The sequence below is a fragment of the Frankia sp. CpI1-P genome, from assembly GCF_001421075.1.
GTDB lineage: Bacteria > Actinomycetota > Actinomycetes > Frankiales > Frankiaceae > Frankia > Frankia torreyi.
Map to the genome: position 1 here is coordinate 34300 of NZ_LJJX01000007.1, position 20283 is coordinate 54582.

At 72.1% G+C, this 20283-nt stretch carries 16 protein-coding genes and 13 pseudogenes; 12 read left to right on the top strand and 17 right to left on the bottom strand.

The window, feature by feature from the left end; all coding sequences use genetic code 11:
* A pseudogene (locus FF86_RS34655) lies at positions 1 to 400 on the top strand (hypothetical protein); the annotation flags it as partial.
* A 348-nt stretch (positions 401 to 748) separates the two neighbouring features.
* Here the strand turns inward: FF86_RS34655 and FF86_RS31645 are convergent.
* Positions 749 to 922: pseudogene (locus FF86_RS31645) on the bottom strand (IS1380 family transposase); the annotation flags it as partial.
* A 226-nt stretch (positions 923 to 1148) separates the two neighbouring features.
* On the opposite strand from FF86_RS31645, the gene FF86_RS41905 reads away from it, so the two are divergent.
* Positions 1149 to 1481 carry a hypothetical protein gene (locus FF86_RS41905; RefSeq protein WP_052681067.1) on the top strand — a complete coding sequence of 111 codons (333 nt, stop codon included), beginning with the start codon at positions 1149 to 1151 and terminating at the stop codon, positions 1479 to 1481.
* Positions 1482 to 1798: 317 nt separating this feature from the next.
* Here FF86_RS41905 and FF86_RS06560 read toward each other — a convergent pair whose 3' ends face one another.
* Entirely contained in the window at positions 1799 to 2947 is a 1149-nt protein-coding gene (locus FF86_RS06560; protein ID WP_044885180.1) for an acyl-CoA dehydrogenase family protein, read from the bottom strand.
* A 123-nt stretch (positions 2948 to 3070) separates the two neighbouring features.
* Between FF86_RS06560 and FF86_RS06565 the strand changes: the two are divergent.
* Positions 3071 to 3676 (top strand): annotated as a pseudogene (locus FF86_RS06565) (TetR/AcrR family transcriptional regulator); the annotation flags it as partial.
* Between the two features lie 286 nt (positions 3677 to 3962).
* On the opposite strand, the gene FF86_RS06570 reads toward FF86_RS06565, so the two are convergent.
* The 7 genes and pseudogenes from FF86_RS06570 to FF86_RS06590 all read right to left on the bottom strand — a co-directional run bounded on the left by FF86_RS06570 (position 3963) and on the right by FF86_RS06590 (position 8052).
* On the bottom strand, positions 3963 to 4394 hold the full coding sequence (locus FF86_RS06570; RefSeq protein ID WP_052681069.1) for a peptidoglycan-binding protein: 432 nt from the start codon (positions 4392 to 4394) through the stop codon (positions 3963 to 3965).
* Positions 4395 to 4638: 244 nt separating this feature from the next.
* Positions 4639 to 5103: DUF2889 domain-containing protein (locus FF86_RS06575; protein WP_242418297.1), on the bottom strand; the 465-nt coding region annotated here is incomplete at its 5' end.
* A gap of 1 nt (position 5104) precedes the next feature.
* Positions 5105 to 5295, bottom strand: a pseudogene (locus FF86_RS41910) (DUF2889 domain-containing protein); the annotation flags it as partial.
* Between the two features lie 117 nt (positions 5296 to 5412).
* Positions 5413 to 5755 (bottom strand): GTP-binding protein (locus tag FF86_RS41915; RefSeq protein WP_304438102.1); only part of this gene is annotated, 343 nt, incomplete at its 5' end.
* A 1-nt stretch (position 5756) separates the two neighbouring features.
* A pseudogene (locus FF86_RS41920) lies at positions 5757 to 6126 on the bottom strand (GTP-binding protein); the annotation flags it as partial.
* 54 nt (positions 6127 to 6180) lie between these two features.
* Entirely contained in the window at positions 6181 to 7251 is a 1071-nt protein-coding gene (tsaD, locus tag FF86_RS06585; RefSeq protein WP_044885183.1) for a tRNA (adenosine(37)-N6)-threonylcarbamoyltransferase complex transferase subunit TsaD, read from the bottom strand.
* Positions 7252 to 7446: 195 nt separating this feature from the next.
* Complete coding sequence (locus FF86_RS06590; protein ID WP_236706120.1) at positions 7447 to 8052, bottom strand: Fur family transcriptional regulator; 606 nt, start codon at positions 8050 to 8052, stop codon at positions 7447 to 7449.
* A gap of 126 nt (positions 8053 to 8178) precedes the next feature.
* Between FF86_RS06590 and def the strand changes: the two genes are divergently transcribed.
* The 7 genes and pseudogenes from def to cobF form a co-directional block, all read left to right on the top strand.
* The gene (def, locus tag FF86_RS06595) at positions 8179 to 8757 is read left to right on the top strand and encodes a peptide deformylase (RefSeq protein WP_044885184.1); all 579 of its coding nucleotides are present in this window, start codon (positions 8179 to 8181) and stop codon (positions 8755 to 8757) included.
* A 243-nt stretch (positions 8758 to 9000) separates the two neighbouring features.
* Entirely contained in the window at positions 9001 to 9963 is a 963-nt protein-coding gene (locus tag FF86_RS06600) for an LLM class F420-dependent oxidoreductase (protein WP_236706119.1), read from the top strand.
* Positions 9964 to 10087: 124 nt separating this feature from the next.
* Positions 10088 to 10378 (top strand): annotated as a pseudogene (locus FF86_RS41925) (FAD-binding oxidoreductase); the annotation flags it as partial.
* Position 10379: 1 nt separating this feature from the next.
* Positions 10380 to 10768, top strand: a pseudogene (locus FF86_RS41930) (FAD-binding oxidoreductase); the annotation flags it as partial.
* 30 nt (positions 10769 to 10798) lie between these two features.
* A pseudogene (locus FF86_RS41935) lies at positions 10799 to 11652 on the top strand (FAD-binding oxidoreductase); the annotation flags it as partial.
* A 1-nt stretch (position 11653) separates the two neighbouring features.
* Positions 11654 to 11773, top strand: a pseudogene (locus FF86_RS41940) (hypothetical protein); the annotation flags it as partial.
* Positions 11774 to 11792: 19 nt separating this feature from the next.
* Positions 11793 to 12557 (top strand): annotated as a pseudogene (gene cobF / locus FF86_RS06610) (precorrin-6A synthase (deacetylating)); the annotation flags it as partial.
* Between the two features lie 240 nt (positions 12558 to 12797).
* Here cobF and FF86_RS41945 read toward each other — a convergent pair.
* From FF86_RS41945 to FF86_RS06620, 4 genes and pseudogenes are all read right to left on the bottom strand, one after another.
* Positions 12798 to 13006 (bottom strand): alpha/beta fold hydrolase (locus FF86_RS41945; protein WP_242418299.1); only part of this gene is annotated, 209 nt, incomplete at its 5' end.
* 1 nt (position 13007) lies between these two features.
* Positions 13008 to 13250, bottom strand: a pseudogene (locus tag FF86_RS41950) (alpha/beta hydrolase); the annotation flags it as partial.
* A gap of 1 nt (position 13251) precedes the next feature.
* Positions 13252 to 13619: pseudogene (locus FF86_RS41955) on the bottom strand (alpha/beta fold hydrolase); the annotation flags it as partial.
* Between the two features lie 189 nt (positions 13620 to 13808).
* On the bottom strand, positions 13809 to 14966 hold the full coding sequence (locus FF86_RS06620) for an enoyl-CoA hydratase/isomerase family protein (protein ID WP_242418300.1): 1158 nt from the start codon (positions 14964 to 14966) through the stop codon (positions 13809 to 13811).
* A 261-nt stretch (positions 14967 to 15227) separates the two neighbouring features.
* Between FF86_RS06620 and FF86_RS06625 the strand changes: the two genes are divergently transcribed.
* Positions 15228 to 16019: a class I SAM-dependent methyltransferase gene (locus FF86_RS06625; RefSeq protein ID WP_242418301.1), complete on the top strand. Its 792-nt coding sequence runs from the start codon at positions 15228 to 15230 to the stop codon at positions 16017 to 16019.
* A gap of 206 nt (positions 16020 to 16225) precedes the next feature.
* Positions 16226 to 16879 (top strand): bifunctional 2-polyprenyl-6-hydroxyphenol methylase/3-demethylubiquinol 3-O-methyltransferase UbiG, encoded by a 654-nt coding sequence (locus FF86_RS41960; RefSeq protein WP_255355726.1) that lies wholly within the window; start codon positions 16226 to 16228, stop codon positions 16877 to 16879.
* Between the two features lie 102 nt (positions 16880 to 16981).
* Here FF86_RS41960 and FF86_RS61950 read toward each other — a convergent pair.
* The 4 genes and pseudogenes from FF86_RS61950 to FF86_RS06645 all read right to left on the bottom strand — a co-directional run.
* Positions 16982 to 17043: hypothetical protein (locus FF86_RS61950; RefSeq protein ID WP_255355727.1), on the bottom strand; the 62-nt coding region annotated here is incomplete at its 5' end.
* 1 nt (position 17044) lies between these two features.
* Positions 17045 to 18118: pseudogene (locus FF86_RS06635) on the bottom strand (ABC transporter ATP-binding protein); the annotation flags it as partial.
* Positions 18115 to 19203 carry an ABC transporter ATP-binding protein gene (locus tag FF86_RS06640; RefSeq protein ID WP_044885187.1) on the bottom strand — a complete coding sequence of 363 codons (1089 nt, stop codon included), beginning with the start codon at positions 19201 to 19203 and terminating at the stop codon, positions 18115 to 18117. The pseudogene FF86_RS06635 and the gene FF86_RS06640, both read right to left, overlap by 4 nt.
* The gene (locus tag FF86_RS06645) at positions 19200 to 20201 is read right to left on the bottom strand and encodes an ABC transporter permease (RefSeq protein WP_044885188.1); all 1002 of its coding nucleotides are present in this window, start codon (positions 20199 to 20201) and stop codon (positions 19200 to 19202) included. The genes FF86_RS06640 and FF86_RS06645 overlap by 4 nt, the downstream gene beginning before the upstream one ends.
* Between the last annotated feature and the right edge of the window lie 82 nt (positions 20202 to 20283).

Genomic DNA, 20283 nt, shown 5'->3' on the forward strand with positions numbered 1-20283 from the left:
GCAGCCGGGGTGGCGCTTCTGTGACAAGTGCTTCGGCCTGTTCTTCAACGGTGACCCGGCGAAGAAGGGTCGCTGCCCCGCCGGGGACGCGCACCACGCTCAGGGATTCCTGTTCGTTCTTCCGCATCGTCCATTTCCGAACCCGTCAACGAAACTTCACTGGGTAGGGAGTTACGTCGAAGTGGACGGGTCGGGCTTCGAACCCAACCAGCCCGTCCAGATCGACTACCAGTTCAAAACTTCCACCGGTGGCGCGGCAGGCGATCCGCAAAATGTGGCAAGTGGTTCGACGGGGACTTTTTCCCACCAAATCCACGTCTACCCGGACACAAGTTCGGCGCTGGTCCGCGCCATTGATCTTGGATCGGGCGAGATCGTGCTGAACACATTGGAGAACTAAAAAGGGCCATCCCAGATCCTTCACGCTTCGATCAGGCGTGATCGTGGGCTGACCTCCCACCCTTGTTGATGCCGAGTTTTGCCGGTCAGGCCGGGTGCGGCCGTGGCGGGTGCCCCGTTGCCGCGCGGGGCAGACGTCCGGTCCACGCCCGGAACGGCATTTCTCCTGGTCTGCGGGGTGGGAGGTCGGTGGCTTCGGGTTATCCGGGGGCGGGCAGGGCGCAGTGTGTTGATCGCCTGGACGGCGAGTGGCGCCCAGGGGTGGTGGGCGGCGAGGTGCAGCACGGTCTGGAGGGCGTAGCGGGCGTGGCGGGCGAGCCAGCCGGCGAGTGAGAACAGCCGGTGGCAGAAGGCGGGCGATCGGCTCGCCGGCGTTGTCGGGCAAGGTGAACCCGACCGAATAGCCCACCCGGCGCCGGTGCAGCCACTCGACGAAGGCGTGGGTGCCACTTCCCGAGTCCGCGCGGACGAGCACCGCACGGGACCGGCGCAGCCGTCTGGGCAGCTGGCCGAGCGCGGCAGTGGTGCCGCCGACAGATCTTCGAGATGGCAGTGAAATCTGCGGTGGCGCGTGGTGACCTGGACGCCAATCCGCTCGCGGGTCTCGACTGAAGGCCGCCGCGGAGAAAGCCCCGGATCTTGAGGCCTTCTACGCCACGATCTACCATGCCGCGCTCCGACCCGGCGAACTCCAGGAACTGCGTCTCAACCAGCTGACGCTGCCGGCGTCCGGCTGGGGTGAGGCGCTTGTGGACGCCAACAATCCCGAGATTTCGCCCCGCTGGTCCGATGCTCCGGACGGGCCGCGGCAGGCGCGCGAACTCAAGCACCGGGCGAAGGGGGAGGTGCGTCAGGTGCCGTTGAACCCGCCGCTGGTCGCGATCCTGCGCCGCCATATCGACACGTTCGGCGTTACCGCCGACGGCAGACTGTTCCGGTCGGGACAGGACGGGCCGGTGAAGGCGATCCGGTACATCGCCAGGTGGCGGCAGGCCCGCGAGATCGCGCTCACGCCTGCCAAGCAGGCGTCACCGCTGGCGCGACGGCCGTACGACCTGCGGCATGCCGCGGTGTCGGGCTGACTGAACGCCGGCGTCCCGGTCACCCAGGTTGCGGAGCGGGCGGGCCACTCCGTGCGGGTGTGCCTGCTTGTCTACGCGAGGTGCATCGCCGGTGGGGACGAGGCCGCTCGGCGGCGGATCGACGCGGCGCTGGCCGCCGAGGCCGGGACGGCCGACGTGGTCCCGGCCGCGCGGCCGCCACGGTCTGGTCCACGAATAGGCCACGGCGAGCCGGACACGACCGGACCGGGCCGGCTGCAGCCGGACACCAGCCCGCACTCGGCCAACGACGTACCCGCACCCGAATTGGAGCTCTGACCAGCGGCAATGGGCTCTGATCAGGAGCGGGCGAGGTGGCGGCTGATCACCATGCGCTGAATCTGGTTGGTTCCTTCAAAGATTTGCATGATTTTGGCTTCGCGCATGTAGCGCTCGACGGGGTAGTCCTTGGTGTAGCCGGCGCCGCCGAAGACCTGGACGGCGTCCTCGGTGACCTTCATGACGGCGTCGGTGGCGACGAGCTTGGCGATGCTCGCGGCCTTGCCGGCGGGCAGGCCGGCGTCGCGGCGGCGGGCGGCGGCCAGGGTCGTCGCCCGGGCCGACTCGACGGCTGCGGCCATGTCGGCGAGCAGGAAGCCGAGGCCCTGATGGTCGATGATCGCCTTGCCGAACGCCTGGCGCTCCTTGGCGTAGGCGACCGCGTCGTCGAGGGCGCGCTGCGCCAGGCCGACCGCGGCGGCGGCGATGCCGAGCCGGCCGGCGTCCAGGGCCGACAGGGCGATCCGCAGGCCGTTGCCCTCCGTGCCGATGAGCCGGTCGGCGGGCACGGGGGCCTCGTCGAAGCCGATCTGCGTCGTCGGGGAGGCCGTCAGGCCCATCTTGCGCTCGGGCGGGTGGACGTCCATGCCGGCGGTGCCGGCGTCGACGAGGAAGCAGGAGATGCCCCCGGAGCGGTCCGCCGAGGTGCGGGCGAACACGGTGTAGAAGTCGGCGGCGCCGCCGTGCGTCACCCAGGCCTTCGTCCCGGACAGCCGGTAGCCGCCGTCGGGGTCGGGGCGGGCGGCCGTCGTCATCGCGGCCGGGTCGGAGCCGGCGTGCGGCTCGGACAGGCAGTAGGCGCCGAGGAGCCGGCCCGACAGCAGCCGGGGCAGCAGGGCGGCGCGCTGGTCGTCGGTGCCGTGGTAGGCCAGCGGGAAGCAGCTCAGGCTGTGCACGCTCACCCCGACGGCGACCGACGCCGACCGGTAGGCGATCTCCTCCAGCACCTGCAGGTAGACCTCGTAGGGCTGGCCGCCGCCGCCGAACTCCTCCGGGTAGGGCAGCGCGAGCAGGCCGGCGTCGCCCAGGACGTGGAAGACCTCGCGGGGGAAACGGGCCTGCGCCTCGTCGTCGACGACGCGCGGCTCGATCTCCTTCTCGCCGATCGTGCGGACGAGGTCGATCAGCTCGCCGGCCTCGGGGGAGGGGAGTAGGCGGTCGGCCGGCATGACGTGCCTCCAGGGATCGCACCGAGGGACCGGGAGTCGCCCGGGGCTCACCGTGCGACTGGAAACGACAGTACCGCACGGAGTACCTAGGTACTGTCCAGTGCTGAGGTAGATTGATCGATCATGACGGTGAACTGGGACGTCGACACCTGGTCGGCCGCGACGGCCGGTGGACCGAGGACCAGCCGCCAGTCGACCCTGTTCGACGCGCTCGTCGGGATCTTCCTCGCGGAGGGGTTCGCCCGGTTCACCCTCGCGGACCTCGCCGGCCGGCTGCGGTGCTCGAAGTCGACGCTCTACACCCTCGCCCACAGCAAGGAACAGCTCGCGGTCGCCGTCGTTGTGCACTTCTTCCGCAGCGCCGCCGAACGGATCGACGACAGCCTGCGCAGTGCGCCCGACCCGGCCGATCGGCTGCGTCGCTACCTCGACGGGGTCGCCGCCGAGCTGCGCCCCGCCTCCGCGGCCTTCCGCGCCGACCTTGCCGCGTTCCCGCCCGCCCGCGCCATCTACGAGCGCAACACCAGCATCGCCGCGGCGAAGCTGCGCACCCTGGTCGCCGAGGGGGTGGCCGTCGGCGTCTTCCGGGAGGTCGACGCGCGGTTCGTCGGACAGGTCGCCACGCTCGCGATGGTCGGCATCCAGCAGGGCACCATCGAACGTGAGACGGGCCTTGTCGACGCCGACGCGTACGCCCAGCTCGCCGGCCTGCTGCTGCACGGTCTGGCCCGCCGGGACGGCGATGCGGCAAGCGGGCAGCAGATCAGGTCGGTCCCGGCGCTCACCGCGCCCGAGACCGCCGAACAGGCACCGACACGTCCTGCGCGCTCGGCGCCCGCCGACCCGCGCTCGGTGCCCGCCGACGATCGTCTGCGGACAGGCGGCTGAGCTGGGCGGGACGCTCTGGCACCGGATGAGAAGCCGGGCCGGCCCCGCCCTCGCGGACCGCGGTCGCGGGGGCGGGGGCGGGGCCGGTCGGCTCCGGGTGAGCGGGTGAGCGGGTGAGCGGGCGCGGTCAGCTTGCCCGGTCCCCCTTGGCCAGGTGGTTCCAGGTGGTGGGGCCGACCTCGCCGTCGACGAGAGCGTGGACCACTCCCTGGTAGTGCCGCACCCAGGCGGCGGTGCGCGGCCCGAACTCGCCGTCCAGCGCCAGCTTCGGCTGGTAGTGGGGGTCGAGCGTGTGGGAGGCGTCCTGCACGGCGTGGACGGCCTGGCCGCGCGAACCGGAGCGCACCGGCACGATCAGCACCGGCCAGGTGCGCTGGCCGACCTGCCCGTCGGGCGTCAGCCCATGCCGGGTCTGGAAATCGCGCACGGCGGCCGCGGTCCGCGGTCCGAAGGCGCCGTCAACCGGGACGCGCAGGTCGTGCGCGCCGAGAAGATACTGCACGAGCTGCACGGTGAGTCCGGCGTCACCGGACTTCTGAAGGGGCCAGACAAGTGCCATGAGGAGATCTCCCGTGTCGCGTGAGTGAAGGCGGATGGATGGTTTGGAACACTGCCAAGCCTGCGCTCGAAACCAGATTTCCGCCGCATTTCGTCGTGCTCGCGACACGCGGGAATTAGTCCGTACTTCTCCTTTCTTGTGGCCGCCTCGGACGCGCGGGAATGCCGCGACATTCTCGTTCGCACGGCAACGATTTCTTGCCGGCCGGCCGGCCGGCTGAAGCGAAGCGGGCGGGCGGGTTGGTTCAGGTCGGCTCGTACGCGGTCAGCGGCGGCGCGGGATAGGGGTCGAAGCCCGGGCGCCAGCCGGCGGCGAGTTTCCGCGTGGCGATACCGTCGGGCGCCCAGATGTGGCAGGTTCCGGTGAGGGCCGCGGCCTGCCGCCCGCTCACCACGGGACCCGAGCCTCCGGCCCGGTCTCCCGTCTGGGCGTCCGCCGTCTGGGCGTCCGCCGACGCGGGCGCGTCCGGGGGTTCGGCGCCGGGGGTGAGGCCGCGGCGGCGGGCATCGGCGGCGCTCAACGTCGCCTGGATGATGGCGGGGCCGGCGGCGCGGGCAAGCTCGTGCAGATGGGAACAGCCGTGGACGCCGGACACGGTCTCCCGCAGCGCGCGGGTGAACCCGCGGCGCACCGACAGCCCGACGAGGCGGTCGAAGCTCGGCCTGATCAGCGGGCACTCGGTGTGCGGGAAGGCGTTCATCCCCGACTCNACGGCGACGATCGTCAGGTCCGCCGTCCGCACGTGCAGGGCGAGCTGCATGTCGTGCAGCAGCACCCGGGCCGGGTCCGGATGCCAGGGCCGGGTGTCGCGCAGCCTCGCCTGGGCGATCAGCAGGTCGTCGGCCTGGTGGACCTCGATCTCGATCGTCCTGCGGTGCACCGGCGGCACGGCTGCTGGCATCGCGACTCCCCTCGCGCTCGCCCGGCGGCCGGCGCGCGGCCCCGGGGCTGGTCCGGCGGTCGGACCGAGGCCGGCTCACGGTGACCCGGCCCGCCCGGCCCACGCGGACTACGCGGCCTACCCGGCGGCGGCCGGGGCGGCGCCTCGGGGGCCGGGCGGGGACAGGTCGGCGAGCTGGGCCCGCACCCAGGCTGTCACGTCGCTGGCCGCGGGGTCGGCGGTCAGCGACGTGAACAGCACCGGGCGGGGGCCGCGGGCCGCCGCCGCGTCGCGGGCCATGACGCCGAGATCCGCGCCGACCATGGGCGCGAGATCCGTCTTGTTGATGACCAGCAGGTCGCTGAGGGTGACCCCGGGGCCGCCCTTGCGCGGCACCTTGTCGCCGCCGGCCACGTCGACGACGAAGATCTGCCGGTCGATCAGTCCGTAACTGAACGTCGCGGTGAGGTTGTCGCCGCCGNACTCGACGAGGACGAGGTCGAGGGGGCCGGTGTCGGCCTCCAGATCCTCAACCGTGTCCAGGTTGGCGGTGATGTCGTCGCGGATCGCCGTGTGCGGGCAGCAGCCGGTCTCCACCGCGCGGATCCGCTGCGGGTCCAGCACCCCGGCGCGGCGCAGGAAGTCGGCGTCCTCGGTCGTGTAGATGTCGTTGGTGACGACGCCGAGACGCAGGCTTGGCGCGAGGGAACGGCACAGCGCGGCGACGAGTGCGGTCTTGCCGCTGCCCACCGGGCCGCCGACGCCGATCCGCGGCGCCCGCCCGAGCGGCACCGGCCCCCCGCCACCGCCGTGCGCGTGCGGCGGATGCAGTTCGTCGTGACCGAGATGCATCGTCGGAGGCCTCTCAGGTGGGTGCGGTCGGGGCCGGGCGGTGGGCGGTGGGCGTCAGGCGGCGTGTTGCGCCGGGTGCGCCACGCCGAGCTGGGCCTGGTCGAGGAAGGCGCCGGGCATCGCCGCGAGGTCCGGCCGGGACGGCGCGGCCCCCGAGCGGACCAGCAGGTCCCCGAGAGCGGCGATCATCACCCCGTTGTCGGTGCAGCGCTTGCGGGCCGGGATCCGCAGCCGCAGGCCGGCCGCCTCGCACCGCTGCGCAGCCAGGGCCCGCAGCCGGCTGTTCGCCGCGACCCCGCCGACGATGAGCAGGTCACCGATCTCGTGGTCGCGGCAGGCGCGGATCGCCTTGGCGGTGAGCACGTCGACCACCGCCTCCTGGAACGACGCGATCACGTCCCCGGCGGGGACGGCGGAGTCGGGATGGGCCTCCACCCAGCGGGCGACGGCCGTCTTCAGCCCGGAGAAGGAGAAGGTGTAGGGCGCGTCGGTGCGGCCGGTCAGGGGGCGTGGGAACGCCAGCGCCGCCGGGTCGTTGCCGACCGCCTCGCGGTCGACCGCCGGCCCACCCGGGTAGGGCAGGCCGAGGACCCGGGCGACCTTGTCGAAGCATTCGCCGGCGGCGTCGTCGAGGGTGTCGCCGAGATGGACGATCGGGTCCCGGGCCAGGTCACCGACGCGCAGCAGCGACGTGTGTCCGCCGGAGACGATCAGCGCGATGAGCGGGTCGGGCAGCGGCTCGCCGTCGACGAGGTCCGCGGCGAGGTGGCCGGCGAGGTGGTGCACCCCGTAGAGCGGCACGTCGAGGGCGGTGGCGTAGGCCTTCGCCGCGGACACCCCGACGTGCAGCGCCGTGGCGAGGCCGGGGCCCGCGGTAACCGCCACGGCACCGATGTCGGCGGCGGTCAACCCGGCCGACGCCAGCGCCGCGCGCACGCACGGGACCAGCGCCTGCACGTGGGCCCGCGCCGCGATCTCCGGCACCACACCGCCGTAGCGGGCGTGCTGGTCCATACTCGTCGACAGGGCCTCGCCGAGCAGGACGCCGTCGCGGACGAGCGCGACGCCGGTCTCGTCGCAGGACGTCTCGATGCCCATCACCACCGGGCTGGGCTGCACCGGCATCGTTCNTGGCCTCCCTCGGACGGCGGACCGCCACCGTCCCTACCCGCGCTGGTCGGTACGACAGAGCACATCCGTACGCCAGTGCGACTGTGTCCGACAGCATGGCTGTGTCTGAACAGTGGTTCAGCGTCCGACAGGGCGAACTGCCCTGTGGTGTGAGATTACGCCGAGCCTCGGATAGCGAGTCGGCCCAGGTCAGCGTGGGTGGCCCGGCGGATCGGCCGCGGCGGCGCAGGTCCGGCACAGGCCGGTGAGCGCGGCGTGGTCGGGCTGCAGGCGGAACCCGAGCTGGCGGGCGAGCCGATCGGCGACGCCGTCGAGCAGATCGGCGGGTACGTCGCTGATCTCCCCGCAGCGGCGGCAGCGCACGTGCAGGTGGCCGCTGCCGGTCAGGGACGAGGCGAGATGGTAGACGGCGGGCCCGTGGTCGGGATGCACGTGGGTGACCAGGCCGAGCTCGCCGAGAGTCTCCACCGCCCGGTAGACGGTGGTGCGGTGCAGCCCCGGGACGATCTCGTCGGCGCGGGCGAGGACATCGTCGACGGAGAGGTGTTCGCTGGTCCCGGCGAGGACCCGCAGCACCGCCCGGCGCGCCGGGGTGACCCGCTCGCCGAGCGCCCGCAGCTCGGCGATCCCGGCCGCGGCGAGGTCAGGGCGGCCGGGGCCCGCCTCGTGCGCGGCGGCGGCCGGCGCCGCGGCGGTGCCGACGGGCCGGCGGTCCCGCATGACGTCCACCTCCGGACAACGATCGGCCGGCCGGCGGTGCTCCCGGGCGATGACCCCGCCGACTGTACCGATCATCCCTGCCCGTCCCGATCCGGTCGCCACGCGGCCCGGCGGTCATTGTTGCGGGCAGGTGACCGGCGTCTGACCGGCGTCCGGCGGTGGGCTCCCGGCGGTGGGCCGGCTTATGACACAGTGTCCGCCATGGCCGTGCTCCCCATCCGTACCGTCGGCGACCCTGTGCTGCGCACCCCGACGGCGCTCGTGACGACGTTCGACGCCGCCCTGGCGCGGCTCGTCGACGACATGATCGACACCATGTACGACGCGCCCGGTGTGGGGTTGGCCGCCCCGCAGATCGGCGTCGGCCTGCGGCTGTTCGTCTTCGACGTCGGCTACGACCCGCGCGACGTCACGGTGCCCCGCGTGCCCCGCGTCGTGGTCAACCCGGTGCTGGAACTGGGCGCCGACGGCGAGCGGCAGCACGGCCAGGAGGGCTGCCTGTCCGTGCCGGGCCTGCACTTCCCGACGACGCGGGCCCTGCGGGCGAGCGTCCGCGGGGTGGATGTCACGGGTGCGGCCGTGGAGTACGCCGGCGAGGGCCTGCTGGCCCGCTGCTTCCAGCACGAGGTCGACCATCTCGACGGCACCCTCTACCTCGACCGGCTGACCGGCGAGGACCGCAAGGCGGCCGTGCAGGCGTTGCGCGAGCCACCGCCGAGCCCGGAGCAGGTGCGCGCGGCCGGCGAGGAGCTACGCGCCCTGCGCCGCGCGGACCAGTAGACGGGGACGGCCTGGTGACGGGGACGGCCTGGTGACCTCGTGCGGCCTGGTGACCTCGTGCGGGCAGGTGACCTCGTGCGGGCGGTGACGGCGGCATGGCGATGCGGGGCGGGCTATCTTGGCATCCTCCCGCCCACGAGAATCGCGAGAACGCCGTCCGGGAGNATATGCCGCCCGGGAGCACGCCGGTGCATTGACGGTGTCGGCGACGTGACGATGTCGGTGGAGTGAGGAGTGGCAGCGGTGGCGGAGTTCTCCGGCGGGCCGTACAAACGGCCGTTCCGGTTCAACATTCAGTGTTCCTCGCCTGCGCAGGTCGACGCCCGGTCGTGGGCGGACCTCGCCCGGCAGGTCGAGGACCTGGGGTACGCGACGCTGACCGTCTCCGACCACCTCGACGAGCAGGTCGCTCCGATCGCGGCGCTGATGGCGGCGGCGGACGCCACGACCACGTTGCGCATCGGCGCGATGGTGTTCAGCAACGACTACCGGCATCCGGTCGTGCTCGCGAAGGAGGCGGCCACCCTCGACGCGCTGTCCGGGGGCCGGTTCGAACTCGGCCTCGGCGCCGGCTGGATGACGTCGGACTACGAGCGCGCCGGCCTGCCGCTGGACCCGCCGGGGGTGCGGATCAGCCGCCTCGCCGAATCCCTCGCCGTCATCAAGGGCATGTTCGCCGACGGCCCGCTGACCTTCCACGGCACGCACTACCAGGTCGCGGGGCTCAGCGGCACGCCGAAGCCGGTGCAGCGCCCCCACCCGCCGATCGTCATCGGCGGCGGCGGGCGGCGGCTGCTGACCCTGGCCGCACGGGAGGCCGACATCATCGGGCTGAACATGAACATGGTCGGCGGGGTCATCGACGCCTCCCTCGGCCCGAACGCGACGACGGCCGCCACCGAGGAGAAGGTCGGCTGGATCCGCGAGGCGGCCGGCGCCCGGTGGGACGAGCTCACCCTGCAGGTGCGCATCCACCTGGCGATCGTCACCGACAACCGCGGCGAGATCGTCGAGCAGCTCGCCGCCGGCTTCGGGCTGACCACCGAGCAGGCCTACGCCACCCCGCACGCGCTGTGCGGCTCGGTCGACCAGATCGTCGACGATCTCGTCGAACGCCGGGAGCGGTTCGGGATCAGCACCATCGGCGTCGCCCTTGACTCGCTGACCGCGCTGGCACCCGTCGTCGCGCGGCTCGCGGGCACCTGACCCGCCCGCCGGGCACCGCCGCGGTCCCGCCGTCCCCGCGGCCAGCCCCGCCGCCGGTTGCATCGTGAGTCCCGAATCCGTCCGAACGTCCGTCGTCGTCGAGGAGCCAGCGTTGGTCGAGCACATGAAGTGGTGGGGTTGGGGCCGGGAGAGTGTCTCCTTCAGTCACAGCGACAAGCCCGACCTGGCGCCGTTCGTGCGCACGAACATCGGTCTGGACATCACCCGCCCGCCCGCGCAGCCGCCGGCCTTCGCGGACCTGACGATCCCCGCGCCGACGCTGCCGGAGCCGCTGCGCGCGGCGCTCGTCGCCGCCGTCGGCGCCGAGCACGTCCACACCGACGCGCACATGCGGGTGGTGCACGCCTACGGCAAGAGCCTGCGTGACCTGGTCCGGATCCGCAACGCCGACCTCNGCCGGCTGCCTGACGCCGTCGTCTACCCGGACGGCGAACAGGCGGCGCGCGCCGTGCTCGCCGCGGCGCTCGACGCCGACGCGGTGGTCATCCCGTTCGGCGGCGGCTCCAACATCTCCGGCAGCCTGGAGGCGCCGCGCGCGGAGACCCGGCCGGTGATCTCCGTGGACCTGGGGCGCCTCGACCGCGTCCTGGAGATCGACGCCGACGCCCGGCTCGCCCGCATCCAGGCCGGCGCGCTCGGTCCGCACCTGGAGGAACAGCTCAACGCCCAGGGCTGGACGCTGGGTCACTTCCCGGACAGCTTCTCCCACTCCACCCTGGGCGGATGGATCGCCACCCGTTCGTCGGGCATGCAGTCCGACAAGTACGGCGACATCGCCGAGATCNCCCGGGCGGTGCGCGTCGTCNCCCCCGCNGGCGTCCTCGCGACCCGGCCCGTGCCCAGCCAGTCGACCGGGCCGAGCGTGCGGGAGATGATCCTCGGCAGCGAGGGCCGGCTCGGCATCATCACCGAGGCGACGGTGCAGGTCCACCGGGTGCCCGAGCAGCGCGTCATCCTCGGCTACTTCTTCCCCACCTGGGACGACGCGCTCGTGGCCATGCGGGAGATCGCCGAGAGCGAGGCCAGCCCGACCGTCACCCGGGTGTCCGACGCGAACGAGACCCGGTTCTCCTTCGCGACCCGCAAGAAGGGTTCGCTCGCCTCGGGGCTGGTCTCCGCCGGGCTGAAGCAGTACCTGCGCCGGGTCCGCAACTACGACCTGGACGCGATGTGCCTGTCGTTCATCGGCTTCGAGGGGACGCCGACGCACGTCAAGGCCCAGCGCAAGCTCGTCGGCGAGATCGTCGGGCGCCACGGCGGCATCTGCGTCGGCACCGGTCCCGGGCAGCTCTACGACCAGAAGAAGTTCGACACCCCCTACATCCGCGACTTCCTGCTCGGGCAGGGCGCGGTCGCGGACGTGTCGGAGACGTCGGCCTCCTGGTCCCAGCTCGGTCCGCTCTACCGCGGCGTGGTCGCCCGGGCCAACAAGGCGTTCGCGGAGATCGGCGTCGACGGCTGGATCATGTGCCACCTGTCGCACTCGTATCATTCCGGCGCCTGCCTGTACTTCACGTTCGCCTACGCCTCCCCGGTGACCCTCGAGGCGATCGAGGGCTATGACACGGTGAAGTCCGCGATCCAGCAGGGCTTCCTCGACCTCGCGGGCACCCTGTCGCACCACCACGCGGTCGGCGTCGAGCACGCCCCGTGGCTCGACGACGACATNTCCCCGGCTGGCGTGACTCTGCTCTCGGCGCTGTTCGACGGCATCGACCCCGGTCACAACCTCAACCCCGGCAAGATCATCCCGGGTACCGGTGCGGGTGGTGGGCCGGTGGGGGACTAGTCCCGGAGGGATGGTGGGGATGCGCACGATTCTGGTGGTCGGGATCGGGGCTGGGGATCCTGACCAGCTCACGATCCAGGCGGTCAAGGCTCTCGGCCGCGCCGACGTGTTCTTCGTGCTGGACAAGGGGCCGGCCAAGGACGACCTGGTCAGGCTGCGCCGGGAGATTCTGGACCGGCACGTCGGCGCCGGCGGCTACCGGGTCGTCGAGGCCCGCGACCCACGCCGTGACCGGAACCCGGCGGATGCGACCGCCTACGCCGCCGCCGTCGAGGACTGGCATGATCGCCGTGCCGAGCTGTACGAGCGGATGATCCTCGACGAGCTGGCCGACGACGGCTGCGGCGCGTTCCTCGTCTGGGGTGATCCGTCGCTCTACGACAGCACGCTGCGCATCATCGAGCGGGTCACCGCCCGCGGCCGGGTGGCGTTCGACTACGAGGTGATCCCCGGGATCACCAGCGTGCAGGCGCTGGCCGCGAGCCACCGGTTGGTGCTCAACCGCGTCGGCGGCGCCGTCGAGATCACCACCGGCCGCCGTCTCGCCGAGGGGTTCCCACCCGGGGTCGACGACGTCGTCGTCATGCTCGACGCGGACACCACCTTCCGCACCCTCGACGACCCCGACCTCGATATCTATTGGGGCGCCTACCTCGGCACCCCGGACGAGATGCTCATGCACGGCCGGGTCGCCGACGTCGGCAGCTCCATCGCCCGCACCCGCGCCGACGCCCGCCGCCGCAAGGGCTGGATCATGGACGTCTACCTGCTGCGCCGCCGCCCGCCCGCGGCCCCGCCCACCCCTGGCGACCGTCGCCCGTCCGCCTCCGACGCCGCCTCCGCCTCCGACGCCGCCTCCGCCTCCGACGCCGCCTCCGACGCCGCCTCCGCCTCTGACGCCGACGCCGACGCCGACATTCTCGACCAGCGTGCGCCCTGGCGGTGATGACCCCCGAAGGGCCGGAAGGTTCGACCGTGCTCGAACCTCGGCATCATCCCGTGCACATCCGATGGCGAGAATGCCTCAGCTGGCGATGAAGTCGAGCAGTTCCTGGTTGAAGTCCTGCTCGAACCGGCCGGTCAGGCCGTGCGGAGCACCGGGGTGGACCTTCAGCGTGGCGCTGGGCAGCAGCTTCACCGAGCGGGACGACGAGACCTCGATCGGCACGATCTGGTCATCGTCGCCATGCGAGAGGAGGACCGGGATGTCGATCTTCTTCAGGTCCTCGGTCANGTCCGTCTCGGAGAACGCGGCGATGCAGTCGTAGGCACCCTTGACCCCGACCGTCATGCACATCTGCCAGAAGGCGTCCCGGGTACCCTGCGACACGGTCGCGCCGTCGCGGTTGTTGCCGTAGAACGGTTCGCCGAGGTCCCGGTAGAACTGCCCCCGATCGGCGGTCAACCCGGCGCGCAGGCCGTCGAAAACCGCCCTCGGCGCGCCCCCCGGATCGCTGTCGGTGGCGAGCAGGTGCGGNGTCACCGCGCCCCGCAGCACAGCTCTGGCCACCCGGGCGGAGCCATGCCGACCCAGATAGTGGGCCACTTCGCCCCCACCGGTGGAGTGGCCGACCAGGACGGCGTCGGCCAGATCGAGGGCCTCGATCACCTGGGCGAGGTCGTCGGCGTAGGTGTCCATGTCGTTGCCGTCCCAGGTCTGGCTGGACCGTCCGCCGCCACGGCGATCGTGGGCGATTCCGCGGTACCCGTGGTCGGCGACGAGCTTGAGCTGGTTGTCCCAGACATCGGCGGTCAGCGGCCAACCGTGGCTGAACACGACCGGCTGGCCGGAGCCCCAGTCCTTGTAGAAGATCTCGGCGCCGTCCCTTGTGGTGATCGTGGGCACGGTGATCATCCTCCCGTCGGCAGGTCTGCTGTGGCGTCCGCCAGGGCGCGGCCGGGCGCGGTCTCGCCGGGGCTGACAGTAGACGCTGCGTAGCCGATCAGGCCGGTATGGCGACGCGGTGCGCCGGCGCCACGATCGCATCGCACCGTGGCCGTCCGTTCGGCCGACCGGCCGGCCGCCGCCGCCGGGTCAGCGGGCGGGCACGGGGGACTGGGCGGCGGTGTCGGGCTGGGCGGCGGCGAGGCTGAGCTCGTCATCGACGGGGGCGAAGAAACGGTCGATCTCGGCCGGGTCGACCTCGTCGAGGCTGGCCGGTGACCATCGAGGGTTGCGGTCCTTGTCGACGACCGCCGCCCGGATGCCCTCGACGAGGTCCGCCGTCGTGAGGGTCGCCCGGGCCAACCGGTACTCCTGGTCGAGCGCCGCCTCGAGGCTCGTCATCGACCGGGCGGCCCGCAGTGCGCGCAGCGTGACGGTCAGCGACGTCGGACACTTGCTGCCGATCTCCGCCGCGTCGGCAGCCGCCGCCGGCATGGGGCTCGCCGCGAGCGCCGCGACGATCTCGGTGACCTTGTCGCTGCGGTAGAGCTCGTCGATCCACGCGCGGTCGGTGGTGAGGTGCCCGGGCGGCGGGGTGTGGGCGGCGAAGTCGAAGGCGGCGAGCGCGGCGGCCGGGTCGGCGGCGTGGCGCAGCGCGTCGAGCAGCTCGGGGATGCGGTCGGCGGGCAGGTAGTGGTCGGCCAGGCCGGCGGTGATCGCGTCGGCGGCGCCGATGCGGGCCGCGGTGAGCGCGAGATGCGTGCCGAGTTCACCGGGGGCGTGGGACAACAGCCAGGTGCCGCCGACGTCGGGAATGAAGCCGATGCCGACCTCGGGCATGCTCAGCACCGACCGCTCGGTGACGATGCGGACCCCACCGTGCGCCGAGACGCCGATGCCGCCGCCCATGACGATCCCATCCATGATCGCGATGTACGGCTTGGGAAACCTGCCGATGCGGGCGTTGAGCCGGTACTCGTCGGCCCAGAACGCCAGCGCCCGCTCGGGTGTCCCGGCGAGCACCGCCGCGCGGATCGCCCGGATGTCCCCGCCGGCGCACAGCCCGCGCTCGCCCGCACCGTCGATGACGACGGCAGCGACCGTCGGGTCGTCCGCCCAGTCCCGCAGCGCCGCGTCCAGCAGGCCGACCATGGTCCCGGTGAGCGCGTTGATCGACCGCGGCCGGTTCAGGGTGAGCCGCCCGAGCCGCCCGCCCTGGCCCTCCCGCCGCACCAGCACCTCCGGCTCCGGTGCCGTCCCGGGTGCCGAACCGGTGCGGTACGGGGCATCGGCCGCGTGCGGAGACATGGATTCGCCATCCTTCGAGTCGGAGAGCACTGAGTCGGAGAGCACTGAGTCGGAGAGCATGGGGTCGGAGAGCATTGCGTCGGGGAACGTCGGTCGGGCAACGTCGGTGATTGCGGTTCATCCTGCCGGCCCAGGGCCGCACGCGGTAGGGATCGCCCCCAGCGGCCACCGAGCCCGACCAAGGTCATCCGACATCGTGGCCCAGGTTCCGGCGACGATCAGATGATCGTTTCGTTGCCGCGATAAATGGGATGCGACGGGTTGTGGTGGCGTGCCAATCTGACGGCCATAGCTCCTCTCGGCAGCACCGACCTTGACCCGGCGGCCTACGGCGAACACATCGCCGACGTATATGACGAGTGGTATTCCGCGCCGGACAGGCAGCCCGAGGTGGCCGTGGCGGTCGACTTCCTGCGGACGCGGGTCGGCGCCGGGCCCGCGCTGGAACTCGGCGTCGGAACGGGGCGCCTCGCCTTGCCGTTTGCGGCCCGCGGGACGGCCGTCGTCGGCATCGACGCCTCCCCGCGGATGGTCGCCCGGCTGCGGGGCAAGCCCGGCGGGTCCGAGATCGAGGTCGTGGTCGGCGACTTCGCCGAGGTCGACGCCCCGGGCGGACCGTTCGGGCTGGTGTATGTCGTGTTCAACACCTTCTTCGCGCTGGCCGACCAGGATGCGCAGGTGCGCTGCTTCGCGAACGTGGCGGCCGCGCTGCGGCCGGGCGGCGTGTTCGTCATGGAGGCGTTCGTCCCGGACGTCGTCCGGTACGACCGAGGTCAGCGCGTGCAGGCGGACCGTCTGGACGGGGAGACGACGCACCTGAACGTCTCGCTGCACGACCCGGTCTCCCAGCGGGTGCGCAGTCACCACATCGTCCTTGGGTCGGGCGGTGTGGGCACCTATCCGGTCGACATCCGGTACGCCTGGCCGAGCGAGCTGGATCTGATGGGCCGACTCGCCGGCCTGGAACTCGCCGAGCGATGGGCGGGTTGGAACGGCGAGCCCTTCACGGCGACCAGCACGTCCCACATCTCCGTCTGGCGCAGGCCGCAGTGACACATCAACCGGGGGCCGCGCCCCGGCCGGGGACCTCGCATCAATCTGGCGTGGACGGGCCGGCGTTGAACCGGGCGCACTGGGACGAGCGGGTGCCACTTCACCTGAACGGTGCGTTCTACGACGTGGNGGGGTTCAGACGGCGTCCCGACGTGCTTCGGGCCTTCGAGGTGGCCGAGGTCGGCGAGGTGTCCGGGAAGCGGCTGGTGCACCTGCAGTGTCATATCGGGTTGGACTCCCTGTCGTGGGCGGGGAGGGGGGCCGCCGTGGTCGGCCTGGACTTCTCCGCGCCCGCGGTCGAGGCGGCGCGGGCGCTCGCCGTCGAGATCGGGGTGGATGCCCGGTTCGTCGTGGCCGACGTGTACGACGCGGTCGAGGCGCTGGACGGCGAAACCTTCGACGTCGTCTACACGGGCGTCGGCGCCCTGCCCTGGCTGGCGGATCTGCACCGGTGGGCCCGGGTCGTGGCACGCCTGCTCGCGCCCGGTGGGTTCCTCTACCTGGCCGAATCCCATCCGTTCGCCCACACCCTGGACGAGGCCACCGGCACCACGGTGGCCTACGACTACTTCGCCGAGGGGCCATTCGTCTCGACCGACACCGGCAGCTACGCCGACCGCCTCGCCGCCACGACGCAGAACACCACCGTGCAGTACGAGCACCGGCTCGGCAGCGTGGTCTCGGCGATCGCCGCCGCCGGTCTGCGGATCGAGTTCCTGCACGAACACGACAGAGCCCTGTTCGCGCAGTTCGAGTCCCTCGTCCGCGGCCCGGACGGCTTCCGCCCGCCCGAGGGTCGTCACCGTCTGCCGCTCATGTACTCGCTGCGAGCCACCAAGCCCGGCCACCCGGACGCATGATGCGGTTCCGCCNGGAGCCGGAGCCCGGGCGTGGCGCGGTTCCGCGGAACCGCGGCGCCGCGGAACACCATGATCATCGGGGTTGAGGGCGCGCCGCAGGGGTCAGACGACGTCGCGTTTTTCGGGGAAGTGGCAGGCGACCTGGTGGCCGGGGGCGCGTGCGANCAGGGGTGGGGTCTCGGTGCGGCAGATCTCCTGGGCCTTCCAGCAGCGCGGGTGGAAGCGGCAGGCCGCCGGCGGGTTCAGCGGGCTGGGCACCTCGTCGCGCAGGCGGATGCGTTCGCGGCGGCGGTGGCTGGTGGGGTCGGGGATCGGCACCGCGGACAGCAGCGCGTGCGTGTAGGGGTGCAGCGCGCCGGAGAACAGGTCGGTGCGCTCGGCGAGTTCGATGATCTGCCCGAGGTACATGACGGCGACGCGGTCGCTGATGTGGCGCACCATCGACAGGTCGTGGGCGATGAACAGGTAGGTCAGGCCGAACTCGGCGCGCAGGCCGTCGAGCAGGTTGATGATCTGCGCGCGGATGGACACGTCGAGGGCGGACACCGGCTCGTCGGCGATGATGAGCTTGGGGCGGGTGGCCAGCGCCCGGGCGATGCCGATGCGCTGGCGTTGGCCGCCGGAGAACTCGTTGGGGTAACGGTTGTAGTGCTCCGGGTTGAGGCCGACGAGTTCGAGCAGTTCCCGGACCCGGGCGCGGATGCCGCCGCGGGGCACCTGCTTCTGGATGCGCAGGGGCGCGGCGACGATCGCACCGATGGTGTGGCGGGGGTTCAGCGACGAGTACGGATCCTGGAAGATCATCTGGATGTCGCGACGCAACGGGCGCAGCTCGCGCGTGGACAGGTGGCTGATGTCCCGGCCGTCGAAGACGACCGAGCCGGACGTCGGTTCGAGCAGCCGGGAGATGAGCCGACCGGTCGTCGACTTGCCGCTGCCGGACTCGCCGACCAGGCCGAGCGTCGTGCCGCGGTCGATGGCGAAGCCCACCCCGTCGACGGCGCGGACCGCGCCCGCGCCGCGGCGCACCAGCGTGCCGCGGCGCACCGGGAACAGCTTGGTCAGGTCGGTGACGCGCACCAGCTCGTCGCCCCCGCCGGTCGAACGGCTCCGCGGTGCGCTGGCCTCGGCGGTCGCCGCCGGTCCAGCGCCGGATGCCGGTGCGTGGGCGGGCTGGGCTGGCACCGCGCCCTCACCGGCCGGCGGGGACGGCGAGTCCTTCGTCAGGTGGTCGTTCATAGCGTGGGAAGCACCTCCTCGCGCAGCAGGCGCCGGCGTTCCGCGACCGGCAGGTGGCAGGCGACCCGGTGGCCGGGGGAGGTCTCGGCCAGGGGCGGGCGCGTCGTGCTCGTCGCGGGCCCGGCGAGCTCGCGGTAGGTACAGCGGGGATGGAACGGGCAGCCCGGCGGCACGTTGATCAGGCTCGGCGGGCTGCCCGGGATGGTGCGCAGCGTGGTCTCGAGCTGGCGGTCGAGCCTGGTGATCGACTGCAGCAGGCCCCAGGTGTAGGGGTGTTCGGCGTGGGCGAAGACCTCCTCGACTCCGCCGTACTCCATCGCCTGCCCGGCGTACATCACCAGGATGTCGTGGCTGATCTCGGCGACCACGCCGAGCTCGTGGGTGATGATGACGATCGCCGAGTTGAACTCCTTCTGGAGCTCGCGCATCAGGTCGAGGATCTGCGCCTGGACGGTGACGTCGAGGGCGGTCGTCGGCTCGTCGGCGATGAGCAGCTCCGGGTTGCAGGACACCGCCATGGCAATCATGGCCCGCTGTCGCATGCCGCCGGAGAACTGGTGCGGGTAGTCGTCGAGGCGCCGGGCGGGTTCGGGGATGCCGACGAGGTCGAGCAGCTCGGTGGCGCGCCGGCGGGCCGCCGCCTTGCTCACCCGGTTGTGCACCCGGTAGGCCTCGACGATCTGGTCGCCGACGGTGAACTGCGGGTGCATCGACGACAGTGGATCCTGGAAGATCATTGCCATCCGCCGGCCGCGCAGCCCGCGGACCCGTTCGGCCGGCGCGGTGACGAGATCCTCGCCGTCGAGGCGGATCTCCCCGGCGATGCTGACCCGCCGGCCGCGCCGGTGCAGGCCCATGATCGCCAGGCTGGTGACGCTCTTGCCGGAGCCGGACTCGCCGACGATGCCGAGCGTGCGGCCGCGTTCGACGGAGAAGCTCAGCCTGTCCACGGCGTGCACGACGCCGTCGTCCGTGCGGAAGCTGACCGTGAGGTCGCGCACCTCCAGAAACGGCGTGCCGCTCGGCGCCGGCGCCGGCGCCGTGGCGGGGGTCGGGGCTTCGGTGGTGGACGTGGTGTCGGTCATGACGGCCGCACTCTCGGGTCGATGAACGCGTAGGTGACGTCGACCAGGACGTTGGCCAGGATGATGAAGAACGCCGCGAACAGCGTCACCCCCATCGTCACCGGCAGGTCCTGGGTGTTCACCGCGTCGATGGAGATGGCGCCGAGACCGCGGAAGCCGAACGTGTGCTCGGTGAGGATCGCGCCGCCGAACAGCACCCCCAGATCCAGGCCGAAGATGGTGACGATCGGCGTCAGCGCGGGGCGCAGCGCGTGTTTGCCGATCACCGTGCGTTCCCGCAGGCCCTTCGCGCGCGCCGTCCGGACGTAGTCCTCACCCAGAGTCTCGATCATGCTGGCCCGGGTCAGCCGCTGGTAGTTGGCGGTGTAAAGCAGCGACAGCACGAGCCACGCCGGGATCAGGTTCCACGCCCACAACGCCGGATTGTGGGTGAAGTCCACGTAGTGGACGTTGTCGATGATGTGCCATTTGTAGCTGACGAGCAGCAACAGCAGCAGCCCGGTGAAATACACCGGCAGCGACACGCCGGCCAGCGACACCGCGGCGGCGATCCGGTCGAACAGGCCGCCGCGGCGCACCGCCGAGATCACGCCGGTGCTCACGCCGACGACGAGGAACAGCACGGCCGCGCCGATCGACAGCGACGCCGTCACCGGCAGCGCGTCGACGATCTCCGACCACACCGGCTGGTCGTTGCGGAAGGAATAACCCAGGCACGGCGCCGGGCACCAGCTTCGATCCGAGCCGGAGTCGAAGTGGCGGCCGACGAAGACGCCCCGCAGGAAATCCCAGTACTGGTCGACGTACGACCGGTCGAGGCCGAGTTTCCTCGTCACCCCGGCGATGGTGGCGGGGTCCGGGCTGCGCCCGGCGAACAGCACCGCCGGATTGTTGCCCAGCGCCTTCGGAACGACGAAGAACAGGACGAAGGCGAGCACGCTGACCAGCCACAGGATGACGATGCCGCCGATCAGCCGGCCCAGGATGAACCTGGCCACGTCACCTCCCTCGGACAGTGGGTCGGGACCGGGCCCGCGCCGGCGGACACTCGCGGCGGAACGCCGCCGGCGCGGACCCGGT

Coding starts and splice junctions, on each gene's coding strand:
- FF86_RS06570 (WP_052681069.1), bottom strand. CDS start 4,394: ATGGCACTTGTCTGGCCCCTTCAGAAGTCCGGTGACGCCGGACTCACC.
- FF86_RS06560 (WP_044885180.1), bottom strand. CDS start 2,947: ATGCCGGCCGACCGCCTACTCCCCTCCCCCGAGGCCGGCGAGCTGATC.
- FF86_RS06640 (WP_044885187.1), bottom strand. CDS start 19,203: ATGACCGACACCACGTCCACCACCGAAGCCCCGACCCCCGCCACGGCG.
- def (WP_044885184.1), top strand. CDS start 8,179: ATGGCCGTGCTCCCCATCCGTACCGTCGGCGACCCTGTGCTGCGCACC.
- FF86_RS06620 (WP_242418300.1), bottom strand. CDS start 14,966: ATGTCTCCGCACGCGGCCGATGCCCCGTACCGCACCGGTTCGGCACCC.
- FF86_RS06590 (WP_236706120.1), bottom strand. CDS start 8,052: ATGATCGGTACAGTCGGCGGGGTCATCGCCCGGGAGCACCGCCGGCCG.
- tsaD (WP_044885183.1), bottom strand. CDS start 7,251: ATGCCGGTGCAGCCCAGCCCGGTGGTGATGGGCATCGAGACGTCCTGC.